The sequence below is a fragment of the Lacibacter sp. genome, assembly GCF_035299325.1.
GTDB lineage: Bacteria > Bacteroidota > Bacteroidia > Chitinophagales > Chitinophagaceae > Lacibacter.
The window spans coordinates 42,506-55,801 of the sequence record NZ_DATGWT010000006.1; the positions used below are offsets into that span (position 1 = coordinate 42,506).

Genomic DNA, 13,296 nt, shown 5'->3' on the forward strand with positions numbered 1-13,296 from the left:
CTAGCAATGAAACGCTTTTTACTCTCCGTTACCATATTCCTTTGTGCTGTTGCAAGCACTTCCGCTCAGTCGTATATGAATGAGTGGATCGATTTTAGTAAAACCTATTATAAATTCAAAGTTGGCGCAACCGGTGTTTACCGCATATCACAGGCTCAATTAAATGTAATGGGCATAGCTAATGCCGATGCATCGCATTTCCAGCTGTGGCGTAATGGCCAGCAAGTGCCGGTTTATACATCAGTTCCAAACGGCACATTGCCTTCAAATGGTTTCATTGAGTTTTGGGGACAAGTGAATGATGGAAAGTGGGAGAAAAGAATGTATCTCGATCCGGGATACCAGATCAACGATAACTGGAGTTTGTACACGGATACGTCTTCGTATTTCCTTACAGTAAATCCAAATGTTGCGCAGAACAGACGCTTTGTTGAAACAACTAATGATCTTTCATCTGGTTTGCCTGCCGAGTCTTACTTCACCCACAAAGCAGCACTTTATTATCGTAATGTGATTAATCAAGGTTTTGCTGCTGTAGTTGGTAGTTATGTTTATTCTTCTTCTTTCGATAGAGGTGAAGGATTTACAAGTTCTGAATTCCGGGCGGCTAATCCATTGATTTCATCGCAAAGAAATTTATATGTTGCAACATCAGGGCCCAATGCAAAACTGAAGTTCTCGGCAGTTGGCAGAGCATTGAATATTCGCACAGTTCAGGCTTATATTAACGGAACAATGGTTACAGATCGTGATATGAACTATTTTAATTCAATCATTGATGAGACTGCGAATAGTATTCCACTTTCACTTCTTTCAGGCGATACCGCAAAGGTTGAATTTAGAGTTAATGTACTTGACCCGGCTGCAGTTCCAACAGATCGGATTGTTGTTGGGATGTACGAGTTAAGCTATCCCAGACAATTTAATTTTGGTGGTCAAACAAACTTTGAGTTTGAATTACCTGCCAGCGCAACTGGCAATAATTTGGTTATTGATAATTTTAATTTTGGTGGATCTGTTGCTCCTGTGTTATATGATCTTACAAATGGGCTTCGTATTACCGCAAGTATTGTTTCACCAACGCAGGTAAGAGTTGTATTGCCAGCGTCTGCAGCTGATCGCAAACTTGTTCTTGTAAGCCAGGACGGAGGAAATATCCGTAACGTATCAAATTTCATTACACGCAATTTTACCAATTACGCATTAGCGGCTAACCAAGGTAATTATATCATTATTTCAAACCCACGTTTGTATTCAGATGCGGGCGGTATTAACCAGGTTGAGCAATATCGTTTATACCGTAGCAGTACAGTGGGAGGCGGTTACAATGCAAAAATTTATGATGTTCAGGATATCCTTGATCAGTTTGGCTATGGTGTAAAAAACAATGGGTATGCGATCAAAAATTTTCTACGCTTCGCCTATGCCGGGTTTGCAGAAAGACCCTCGTACTGTTTAATAATTGGTAAAGGCGTTGTTTACACTAACTACCGGACAGGAGAATCTAACCCCATCATAGAGCAGCTTAATTTGGTGCCTACATTTGGTAACCCTGCATCAGATATGTCTCTTGCTTCAGATGAGGGAAGTATTGTTCCCAAAATTCCGATAGGTCGTTTGACCGTTGTAAATGGCAATGAGGTGAAGGCTTATCTTGATAAAGTAAAAACCTACGAAACATTTTATAACAGTAACTCCTGCGTTATTAATGATGAATTATGGAAGAAAAATGTAATTCATGTGGCTGGTGCTAATGATTATTTAGGTGAGCAGATAAAATTTTATCTTAATCAATATGGAAACGTATTAAAAGATACTTCTTTTGGTGCGAGTATTTATTCACTCCAGAAAACGGGAGTGGCAGCAATTCAAACGATAGCCAGTGCAAATATATCAAGGCTGTTTGAAGAGGGTTTTTCTCTTCTTACATATTTTGGACACTCTTCTCCGTCTACTCTTGAGTATAATTTATCTGACCCTACAAGTTATCCTTCTATTGGTAAATATCCAATCCTTTTAGTAAATGGATGTCAGGCAGGTAACATGTTTTTATCTGATGCGTCGAGGCTTACCGGCAACATGATCATTACCGAGAAATGGGTGTTAACTCCTAACAGAGGTTCAGTTGCGTTTATAGCATCTACCCACTTAGGTATTGTTAATTATTTGCACATATATACTGAAGAGTTTTACAATCAGCTTTCAAAAACTGAAGGATATGGCGAGTCAATAGGAAGGATCATGGCTAACGTGAACGATACATTGTCACGTGTTTATTCTTTCAATGACTTTTATGTGCGAATGCATATGGAAGAGATTACACTGCATGGTGATCCGGCAGTTCGATTCTTTAGCCAGAAAAAGGCAGATTATGCCATTGAAGCACCAATGGTAAAAATTGCTCCTGAATTTATTTCAATTGCCGAAACAAAGTTTGATGCGAATATTAAAATTGTAAACATTGGTAAGGCTACTGCCGATTCAGTGCGTATCAGAATAACAAGGATTTTTCCGAACGGCACATCAACTGTAGCTTACGACCAGAAAAATAAAAGAGTTCCTTATGCCGATTCAATAATTCTGCAACTGCCCATAGATCCGTTCAGGGATAAGGGAACAAATAAGCTGAAAGTAGAAATTGATCCGGACAACCTGGTAGACGAAACCTGTGAAACGAACAATACAGTTACGAAAGAATTCTTCATTTTCGAAGACGAATTAAGACCCGTATACCCGTATAATTATTCGATCATCAACAAGCAGAATATTACGTATTATGCCTCAACAGCCAATCCGTTAGGCACTTCCAGAAAATATTATTTCGAATTGGATACCACGCAGAAGTTCAATTCAAGTCTACGTAAAGCTGACTCGGTACTTTCAATTGGTGGATCAATTTCGTTCAAGCCAACTGGTATAACCTTTACCGATAGTACCGTTTATTACTGGCGTGTAGGCATGCGGCCGGAAGCAAATTCAAGCATACTATGGAATGACTTTAGTTTTGTGTACATCCCCGGTTCTGAAACAGGATATAATCAATCGCATTTCTTCCAGCATAAGCAAAGCACTTATAAGTATATGGTACTTGATTCTGCCACACGTTTGATGAGTTTTGATTCAACAATCAGGCGCATCCAGATCAGGACAGGTATTTATCCGTATCACGTTGAAGGTAGTATTGATGTGGCGGTAGACTTTACGAATATTGAACGTTATGGTTGCCGCTATGGTTCGTTCCAGTTTTATGTTTTTGATGGCAAAACACTGGAACCAATGAGAAATACGTTTGGGGGACAGGCTGGCTTGTATAACAGTTTGACTACATGTGGTGAAGCTCCACGTATTTTCTTCGAGTATTCATATATGCAACAGGCCTCAAGAATTAATGCAATAAACTTCCTTAACAATATCGTAAAAGATGGCGATTATGTGGTTGTAACAAACCTCGGTGGCGACCATTTGGCGCTTACAGATACAGCAGCACTTAAATCTGATCAGTCAGTTTTGGGTGCAGGGAATTCCCTTTACCATACATTAAAAAATGCCGGGTTTACAGAAATTGATAATTTCAAGAGTAACCTCCCAATGATATTTGCTTACAGGAAAAATAACTCGACGTTTACCCCACAGCAAAAGTCTGGCCTTTTTAACGAAGCAATAAACGATGTAATTGAGGTGCCGGCTTATTTCACAGCAGGTGCTGTTGAATCGCCTTGGTTTGGCCCGGTTAAAACATGGAAAGATCTTAAATGGAGTGGATACCCACTTGAAACATCACCTGTTACTGATACAACAAGCCTTGATATTATTGGCCGTACAAGTACAGGAATTGAAGTGTTGTTGTCAACCCTTACAGAAGCAAGGGATACAAGTCTTTCATTTATAAATCCGGCAGCCTTCCCTTATCTTAAACTTCGTTTAAACAATAAGGATGAAAAGAAAATCACCCCTTATCAGCTAAGCAAATGGAAATTATATGCTGATTATGTACCGGAGGGAGCCATTGCACCAAACGTAGCATTCAGCTTTAAAGATACACTTGAGTTAGGTGAGCCACTTGATTTTGCCATAGCCTTCAGAAATGTGAGTGAAACGGCATTTGATAGTCTTAAGCTTAAACTTGTTGTAACAAATCAAAATAACGTGCCGATTACAATTGATCTGCCTAGAAAAAAACCGTTGGTATCAGGCGATTCAATTTTAGTTTCATATCGGTTTGACAGTAAAGATTTTGTTGGGTTGAATACATTGTATCTGATGGTAAATCCTGATGAGGACCAGCCGGAACAATTCCTGTTTAATAACTTCATCTTTAAGAATTTTTACGTTAAGCCTGATAATTACAAACCATGGCTTGATGTAACTTTTGACGGTACACATATTCTTAACAGGGATATCGTTTCTTCGAAACCGCATATTTTCGTTCAGCTGAAAGATGACAGTCGTTTTCTTGCTTTAGATGATACAACAGGTATGAAAATACAGATACGTTATCCCGACAATACTTTGCGTGATTATAAACCACAATCAGATTCTGTAAAGTTTACGCCTGCAAATCTTGCAACCGGAAATAATTCAGCAACAATTGATCTGTACCCCCAATTTATGCAGGATGGAGAATACGAACTGATTGTAACAGGAACAGATAAGAGTGGAAATAAAGCCGGTGAATTGGAATATAAAGTTTCATTCCAGGTGATCAACAAGCCAATGATTTCAAACCTGTTGAACTATCCAAATCCGTTTACCACGTCAACAGCTTTTGTGTTTACCATTACTGGTTCGGAGATTCCTCAGAATATGCGTATCCAGATTCTTACTATCACAGGTAAGGTTGTAAGAGAAATTACAAAGGCTGAACTCGGCACTTTAAGGGTGGGAAGAAATATAACTGACTTTAAATGGGATGGTACCGACCAGTTTGGGAATAAACTTGCAAACGGTATTTATCTATACAGGGTTATTACTAATCACAATGGCAAGGCGTTGGATAAATACAAGGCCGAAGGCGATAATACTGATCAATATTTTAATAAAGGTTATGGTAAAATGTATCTGATGAGATAGTTATTCAGACACAAAAAATATTTGCACATCAATAAATGTTATTATTTGATGTTTTTATTACCGGGGATCGATAGATGAAAAAAATAACAAAGCACCATTTGGGATGGTTGTTATTGCCTGTTTATTTTATTTTACACGGCTGGCAGTATTATGCTGAAATTTTATCTCTGTCTGATGTTGCTGAAGCAAGTGCAATTGTTATTCTGGTAATGTGCTTTGTGCGTTTATTTTTCTATTTCATAGTTAAGACAAAAGAAAAGAGTTCATTACTTACTTTTATTACAGGTTGCTTTCTCTTGTTTACTACAGCATTTATGAATGCCGTAGGCGGTCGAAAATTTTTGCCAAAACTTGAACAACAGGTCATCATTATTTTAGTTCTCTTACTTTTAATTGTGCTGTTGTTACGCTTTGTTAAATATTTAAATCCCCGGATCAACCAGTTTATAAATACATTTCTTTCAATACTGATTCTGATATCGATAGTTCAGTTGCTGTTTAACCTGTCAACTGAATCAAATGAAAGTCAGGAGAGAGCTGACGGCTTTCCGGAAAAGGATCAATTAATTCAAAAGAAACCATCTGTTTATTTAGTCGTATTAGATGAGTACGCCGGAAGTGAAACGCTTGCATCGAATTTTGAAAATCCGAATCAATCATTTTTAGATTTCTTGCAAAGTCGGAAGTTTAAAATAGTCAGGTCTGCTACAAGTAATTATAATTATACGCTGCTATCGATTCCTTCTATGTTTGATGGCTCCTATATAAAAACAGACTTATCCACATCTGTCTATGGCAAAGATGGAAGCAAGAATGGATTGCTCAAGATGTATCACAACCGTACTTTCCGTCTGTTTCAAGAATATGGGTATGTTGTTAAAAATTATTCTCCGTTTGTAAGTAAAGGGTATCCCGCAGCATATAATAACCGGTTTCTTCCCGGAGGAAGATTATTATTATTATATCCTTCATTATTGGATGATCTTTATGAGCAGGTGCCTGATTATGTTCTCTCTAAAACCGGAAGTAAAAAATTAATTGAAAGCTATCACTATCAGAAGAGTGTTTCTCAGCTGCAATTAATGGATAATGTTTTAAAGGACGCAAGCACAGTTGTTGAAAAACCATTATTTTGTTATTTGCATCTGATGCTCCCGCATGCACCCTATGTGTGGGATAGCACCGGGAAAATAAATACGAATTATTTATCTGTCAGACAGCCTTCCCCCAAATTGGAACAACAGGCGTACCTGGGGCAGTTAATCCACACGAACAAAATAATCAGTGCGTTTACAGATTCATTGTTTAAAATCACAAACAACGAAGCTGTAATAATGATCATTAGTGACCATGGATATAAGGGGGTGCTTTCCGGAAATGTAAAAGATAAATTCAATTCATTTAATGCTATCTATTTGCCTGCAGGTATGCAAAACAATTGGTATAATGGGATGAGTAATATTAATCAATTCAGGTTATTATTCTCTTCTCTTACCCAAAAACCGGTAATACTTCAAAAGGATTCAATTATATTTTAATCAGCGTTTATTATAATGGGAATGGAGAATAAAAACAAGTTGAGTTCACTGCAAAGCTTTTTGAAGACTGCATTCAACTATTTTTTTCTTTTTACTGTTCCACTATATTTTGTGTTGGATGCATCAAATCAATTTTGGGGGTGGGTTCCGTTGAATTCATCACTGCAGGTTTTTGCTTTCGTCATTATATCGATGATAATTATTTTATTAGGCTTAAGGTCCTTTTTAAAAAAAGATATCGCCCAGGTCCTTTTAATTTGGGTTGTAATATTTTATCTGTTTTTTAAAACTATCAAAGACTGGTTTGTCATAACAGCCGGTTTACACTTGCTTTCTTCTTATGCTTTTTATATTGCCTTCCTGTTGTTATTAACTATTGTGTTTTTTTTCATTGTTAAAAGACTTTCGGTTGAGACCGTTCAAAGGTTGAGCAGTTATTTGAATGTAGTATTCATTGTGCTGGTATTCGTGGAAATTGGTAAATCTGCCCATAATTACATGAATAGAGATACAGTATCTTTAAATACTGAGGAGGTGAAATTTGCGGATCTTACAAATGAAAAGTTTCCGGACGTTTATATTCTGCAGTTTGATGAGTACGCCGGGATTCACACTTTAAAGAACGGGTATGGATTCAATAACGGCAGATTTATTGATGAATTGGAAAAGAGATCATTTCAGGTAGTTCAACACTCAAACAGCAATTATAACGGCACCTCATTTTCTGTTCTTTCTTTATTGAACATGGGTTATATTGAAGAGATAACAAAGACGGAAGTATCCTCGGCAATTGCATATAGTAAAAGTGTTGAAGCAATTAAAACAAATTATTTGATGCAATTTTTCAACAGCAATAATTACAATGTATTCAACCATAGTTTTTTTGAAGTTGAGCAAACGAGACACCTTGATTATCTCTTTCTTCCCATTAAGGAACGATTAATGCTTGACAAAACATTTGGCAGTGTTTTAGTAAACGATCTTTTATGTTCTGTTAATTCAAATTCATTTCATTTTTTCATCAATGATTTACCTGCCCGTATTGATAGTTATAATCAGGAAGTAATTAAGCGATCTTATGAAACAATAATATCTGAGAAAAAGCCTTTGTTCATGTTCTCGCATTTTATGATGCCACACAGCCCTTTTCTTCGTGACAGCAGCGGTAAGCTTAAAAATATTGGAGCGGCTTATCGGGAATCTAATAAGGGACTGAATATTGACTCTTATCTCAATTATCTGAAGTATTGTAACGCTGTTTCGTTGGGAATGATTGATTCAATACAAAAATTAAAACCAAATTCTGTTATCGTTTTACTCAGCGATCATGGTCTGCGAAATGCACGACAGGGGGATAGGAAGTATAGTGAGTTTAATAATTTTATCGCCATTTATTCCCCACAAAATGCTATTTCCATTGTTCCTGATTCACTGTGTGTGGTTAACGTGTTCAGGTTGATTATGAATAAACATTTTGGCCAAAGCTTTCCAATGCTTGAAAACAGGATGGTCAATGTGAATATGGGTTTGGTTGAGTAGTTCAAAGGATTATTTCTTTCTAAGCTTCTCCGAAAAGGCTGACTTTATATAGTGAACCGAAATAACTGATAAAACAATAATGAAAGGAAAAATTGCTAATGTAAATCTGTAGTGCCATTCATTATAAGTCAATGCAGTGAGATTGCTGATCAGAATCATGTTGGAGAGGAACAGAAAAAATAGTGCTCTTTTTTTTCTGATAATGAACATGCCTGCAATTGCAAGGACGTAGAGTAAATAATGCACAGCCAGTATACTGTTATTAAGAGGGGAATAGTAAGGCCTTGTCAGTGTAAAAAATGAACCTAGCTTACTGAAGTATAAATGAATTGTATATGATACACCGTTTTGTTCAATTAAATATGCATAGGCTTCACTGATTGAACTTTTTTCCAGCCCATTAAACTTCGGAATATCATAATCTGGCTTATCAACAATAATACAGCCGGCGGCAATAGGTTTAATGTATCCCTTTGTTTCAACGGGGATGTAGAAAAGAAATCCTATCAAGGTTGTCATACTGATAGCTGCAAGTATTGCTACTTTGGTGGCAGAAAGTATTTTACTTGTATATAGATAATAACATCCGAATACAGCAGTTAGAAACACGCCTGGTGGTCTTGCAAATACCTGAATAACCAGCAGGAAAATCCAAAGAATAAATTCCGGTTTTGTTTTTTTCTTTAGAGTATAGTAAAGCGTTATGCAGATAATTGCTACAAAAAAGTTATCGCTAAAGAGGGTCATTGTCCAGTATTGAACAGGGTAGCTGAACAAAAAAATAAGGGCGCCAAGAAAAGATACTTTGTTATCAGGCAAAATAATATCAATGCACCTTTTTATACAAAATGAAGCAACTACATTTAACAATGCCTGTGCAATAACGGTTGCTATTATTCCTGTAGTTGAAAGAAATGGGGTGATAAAAAATATATAACTACTGTAAAAAAGGTGATGTTTAAAAGTATATGCAAGATTTCCTTTTGCTAACTCTTGCGACGCTGCTATATACTTTTCTGCTTCGTTAACGGTTATTATACCTGAATTCCGAAAAATCAAGTAAAGAAAAAGGCCATAAGCAGTAGCTGTGAAAATATATTTTATCCTGACTATGTGCAATAGCTTACTCATTGTTGTAATCCTTTAAATGTAAAACTGTTTAAACGAGGCAACAACAATATGCAGATAAATAGCAGTAAAAGAAATGCAGAAACAGCCAAAGCGGTTTTTATCCTTATTGGGTTAAAAAATATAACAATATCATTTTCTCCTTTCTCAATTGGAACTCCAATGAAATTAATACCGGCTTGTTGAACAGGAAACGTTTGTCCTTTTGTTTTATAATACCAGTGAGGATAAAAATTCTGCAGCATTACCACAAAGCTCGAAGTGTCAGATGTTATTTTTAAATGTAGCTCACCGGTTTTGTAGGAAACGATATTTTTCACTTCAAGGTCTCTTGCTTTCTCTGGTTTTATTACGGAAATTGAATTTGTAATATACACGAAAGGCATGTCAGTAATTCTTAATGTTGTATCTATTGCTGCTTTTCTATAGTAATCATAGTTATTTATAAGTTTAATTGGGTAAAGAGCTGGTTTGGCTGAACCGGGCTGTTTGTTGTAAAGACTCCATTCGCCGATTAGTTTTACTTCATTGTCGGGAATAGTGTCGTTGTTTTTTACCGGGCGTAAAGGCGGAACAGGAATTCCTGTAGGTGATTTTTTCTGTATTGCAGCAATAGCTGACACCGGTACTTTTCCAACTCCTGTAAAGGGCAAGTTTAAAAGCGTAGCAAGAACAATGTCAATAGCTGTAATTATACAAACCCTCCTCAGGCTATTTTTTTTGAACGCTTTTATCAACAAAAAAAGAATCAGTATTTGTAAAATGCATTGAATTAAAATTGTATCGTAAATACTTAGTTTATCTATAATCAATTTAGCAGTATCCCTTGTGAGAAGATTTCCTTTGATATTTACAAGGTGCTGAACAACACTCTCTTTTCCTGATAAAAGATTTATAGCGCCGAATGCCAGAAGGCCCGACAGCGCAATAATAAGCCCAATCAGATAGGGTTTTATTTTCTTCAATTTCTTTTCGGTTTCTGTAGTTAACCGATCAAAGAAAATAACAACAGCAACAATAAAGCAGAGCAATGTAAATATTCTAAACTCAGCATTTACTCTTACATGTCCCATAAGAGGCAAAATTTTTACTGCAAACTGTTTAAATACACCTCCCGATGAAAGAAGTAAAAAAAAGCTACCTGATACAAGGAAGAAGAGTTGTTGTTTGGATTTTAACTTGAACAGCGAATAAAAAAAAAGTATGAATACGGGCAAGCCCATATAAAGATTACGGAATGCGGGATCGTTTTTAAAGAAATCATCTCCGCTTGTTGTTGCAAAAGGTAATATGAAGCTGATCCAGTTTTTAAAGTCCGTATTTTGATTTAGCGTAAGCGACACATCAACCGCCTGGTTCCTGTCAAAATAGGGCATGATGTCGCTATAGCCTGCAATCATTCCCAAAGAGAGTAATAGGAGTGACGCAATAAATAAAAAGTAAAGTTTTGTTGTTTTTAGAAAACCTGCTTTTCCGTTTTGTTTATAATCAGAAATAAGCTTTCCAATTGCATAAGCAGCAAAAAAATAGATGGCAGCAATGCTAATTCCGGGATGTGCAGACGAAATGAGTAAATAAAAAAATAACGTTGACAGTGCAAGTGATTTCAAATTACGCTCCCGTTGAAGTTTCTCTAATGCCCATAAGCACCAGGGAAGAAAAGCAGCGCCGCTTAACCAATTAAGATGCTGAAGATGCCCTATCATGTAGCCATTACACATATAGGATATGGCTGCAATAAAACGGATGTATTTATTCTTTGAAAATAAACCACTCAGATAATACATCCCTGCACCACTCAGCATGATGTATATAAGTACTTCAATCGTTAAGCTGTATGGATTGTAACCTGTGGTTGAAGCGATGAGCCATGTAAGCGGACTCCAGTACGATGAGCTCATGTCTCCGTAAAATGGCAAGCCAAATGATATGTAAGGATTCCATAGAGGAAGTTGATGGCTGTGAATTGCCTCACCCATTATAAATTTTGGAGCAAGGTATCCCGTGAACATATCGTTCTTCAAAGCAAACAGAAAGCTGTTCAATGGCAAATAAGCTAAAACAAAGACAACAAATATGCCCAGCAGATAAAACTTATTTGATGATGTTGATTCTTTCAAATTCACTTTGATTAAAACTGGCAATTCGGGTTACATGTTGATTTTAATGAACTCTAAAATGGCTACTTTCGCAGCAACAACGTTATGAGCATCATTCATCTGTTGTAAAAAATCAGGATGGCAGATGCAGTTGAAATAAAAAATGAAAATACGCAGTCTTAATCTATGGAGCAAAACTTTGATCAATTTGCCAAAGACTATCGGAGTACACATACGAAAAGTATAAAGGCGGTTTCAGGAGCTGACAGTTTTTATTTTGCTCAACATAAAATAAATGAGCTTGCACGATTTGAAAAAAACAGTCCCCAGAAATTATTGGATTTGGGCTGTGGCGATGGAGCAACCGAATCTTATATCTCCATACAATTCCCATCTTTTTCTGTTACTGGAATTGACATATCAAAGGAAAGTATTGCTATTGCGAACAAAAAGGAAATACCCGGCTGTAATTTTTTATGGTTCGATGGTGTAAGCATCCCTTTTGCTGAAAACACTTTTCAAATTGTATTTGTCGCAGGTGTCTTGCACCATGTACCTTTAAGTCAACGGCAAAATTTGGTGAATGAAATTGCACGTGTGCTGCAACCAGGTGGTCGGTTGTATTTGTTTGAGCATAACCCGTATAATCCATTAACAAGGTATCTGGTAAATACCTGTGTATTTGATGAAGGTGTTCAGTTGCTTAAAGCCAAAGAAGCTGCAATGTTGTTAAAAAATGCCGGACTGAAAATTAGTGACAACAGGTATGTGATTTTTTTTCCGAGAGGGCGTTTTTTTAAGTGGCTGCATAAAACCGAGTCAATGCTGGCACACATTCCATTTGGGGGGCAATATTATATTCGTGCAAGTAAGCTTTAATCAACATTGATCATCTCATCAATGATATAAAGCGGCCTTCGTTTACTTTCTCTGAACAGGCTGGCAATGTATTCACCCATCAATCCGATGACTAAAAGTTGAATGCCTCCCATAAATGTTACCACTGTCATTAACGAAGCCCAACCCGGAACTGTTTTGCCCTGGAAATAACTAATAACAGTCATGGTAAGTAATCCAAATGAAATAAGAGAAACAATTGTGCCGATCAGCAATGAAATGCGCAAAGGTTTAAAGCTGAATGATGTTGTTCCTCTCAACGCCAATTTCATCATGGCAGCAAACCCGTATTTACTTGCTCCGTGTAAACGGGAAGGAGCATCAAAAGGTATCGTCACTTTTTTAAAGCCCACCCAACTGAAAATACCTCTCAGGAACAAATCTCTTTCCTCAAATTTGCGGATGGCGATCAACACTTTTCGGTTAAACCCTCTGAAATCAGAAACGTTTTCTTCAATCGGAATATCGGACAGGAAATTAATGAAACGATAAAATAAACGGGTGAATACTTTCTTGAAAAAACCGAGATCTTCCGTTTTCATTCTTTTGGTGAGGACAATATCATGGCCTTTTCCTAAATGCTCAAGAATTAAAGGCAGGCAGGAGGGTGGGTGTTGTAAATCACCATCCATTGTAACAATATAATCACCATTTGCATAGTCCATTCCTGCCATCAAAGCATGTTGATGACCAAAATTCCGTGAGAAGGAAATGCATTTTACCCGGTCATCACGTAAAGCTAATTGCTGTATCTCTGTGAACGTGGTGTCTGTACTTCCATCATCAATGAACAGCAGTTCAAAATCTTCAGGCACGTGTTTTTTTACTTCATAAAACAGCGGAAGAATATTTTCAGCTTCGTTCAGTACAGGTATAAGAATGGAAACTTGCGGCATTCGCAAACAATAGTTTTGGTTTAAGTGTGGTTAAAGAGCAAGTTGTATGCCCCGTTTTGGAACTACAATAATAACGTAAGAAAAAGCATCATCATGCTTTTCGTATGATTGTTTTTTGGGTATTAGTCA

The 13,296-nt window shown here is 36.9% G+C and carries 7 protein-coding genes; 4 read left to right on the top strand and 3 right to left on the bottom strand.

Annotated elements, in window-relative coordinates; all coding sequences use genetic code 11:
* The first annotated feature begins 6 nt into the window (after nucleotides 1-6).
* The 3 genes from VK159_RS05470 (at nucleotide 7) to VK159_RS05480 (ending at nucleotide 8,147) form a co-directional block, all read left to right on the top strand.
* Nucleotides 7-5,070: a C25 family cysteine peptidase gene (locus VK159_RS05470; protein WP_324229132.1), complete on the top strand. Its 5,064-nt coding sequence runs from the start codon at nucleotides 7-9 to the stop codon at nucleotides 5,068-5,070.
* A gap of 74 nt (nucleotides 5,071-5,144) precedes the next feature.
* Complete coding sequence (locus VK159_RS05475) at nucleotides 5,145-6,608, top strand: sulfatase-like hydrolase/transferase (protein WP_324229133.1); 1,464 nt, start codon at nucleotides 5,145-5,147, stop codon at nucleotides 6,606-6,608.
* Between the two features lie 111 nt (nucleotides 6,609-6,719).
* Nucleotides 6,720-8,147 carry a sulfatase-like hydrolase/transferase gene (locus VK159_RS05480; protein WP_324229134.1) on the top strand — a complete coding sequence of 476 codons (1,428 nt, stop codon included), beginning with the start codon at nucleotides 6,720-6,722 and terminating at the stop codon, nucleotides 8,145-8,147.
* Between the two features lie 9 nt (nucleotides 8,148-8,156).
* Here the strand turns inward: VK159_RS05480 and VK159_RS05485 are convergent, their stop codons facing one another.
* On the bottom strand, nucleotides 8,157-8,894 hold the full coding sequence (locus VK159_RS05485) for a hypothetical protein (RefSeq protein WP_324229135.1): 738 nt from the start codon (nucleotides 8,892-8,894) through the stop codon (nucleotides 8,157-8,159).
* A 380-nt stretch (nucleotides 8,895-9,274) separates the two neighbouring features.
* The gene (locus VK159_RS05490) at nucleotides 9,275-11,254 is read right to left on the bottom strand and encodes a hypothetical protein (RefSeq protein ID WP_324229136.1); all 1,980 of its coding nucleotides are present in this window, start codon (nucleotides 11,252-11,254) and stop codon (nucleotides 9,275-9,277) included.
* Nucleotides 11,255-11,560: 306 nt separating this feature from the next.
* On the opposite strand from VK159_RS05490, the gene VK159_RS05495 reads away from it, so the two are divergent.
* Nucleotides 11,561-12,253, top strand: a complete 693-nt coding sequence (locus VK159_RS05495) for a class I SAM-dependent methyltransferase (protein ID WP_324229137.1) — start codon at nucleotides 11,561-11,563, stop codon at nucleotides 12,251-12,253.
* Here the strand turns inward: VK159_RS05495 and VK159_RS05500 are convergent.
* Nucleotides 12,250-13,167 (bottom strand): glycosyltransferase family 2 protein, encoded by a 918-nt coding sequence (locus tag VK159_RS05500; protein WP_324229138.1) that lies wholly within the window; start codon nucleotides 13,165-13,167, stop codon nucleotides 12,250-12,252. The two genes, VK159_RS05495 and VK159_RS05500, sit on opposite strands and share 4 nt — an antisense overlap.
* Nucleotides 13,168-13,296 lie beyond the last annotated feature (129 nt).

Bases quoted from the DNA above. Each gene is read 5' to 3' on its own strand.
- VK159_RS05485 (WP_324229135.1), bottom strand. From the start codon at position 8,894: ATGACCCTCTTTAGCGATAACTTTTTTGTAGCAATTATCTGCATAACG.
- VK159_RS05500 (WP_324229138.1), bottom strand. From the start codon at position 13,167: ATGCCGCAAGTTTCCATTCTTATACCTGTACTGAACGAAGCTGAAAAT.
- VK159_RS05470 (WP_324229132.1), top strand. From the start codon at position 7: ATGAAACGCTTTTTACTCTCCGTTACCATATTCCTTTGTGCTGTTGCA.
- VK159_RS05495 (WP_324229137.1), top strand. From the start codon at position 11,561: ATGGAGCAAAACTTTGATCAATTTGCCAAAGACTATCGGAGTACACAT.
- VK159_RS05490 (WP_324229136.1), bottom strand. From the start codon at position 11,254: ATGGGTGAGGCAATTCACAGCCATCAACTTCCTCTATGGAATCCTTAC.
- VK159_RS05475 (WP_324229133.1), top strand. From the start codon at position 5,145: ATGAAAAAAATAACAAAGCACCATTTGGGATGGTTGTTATTGCCTGTT.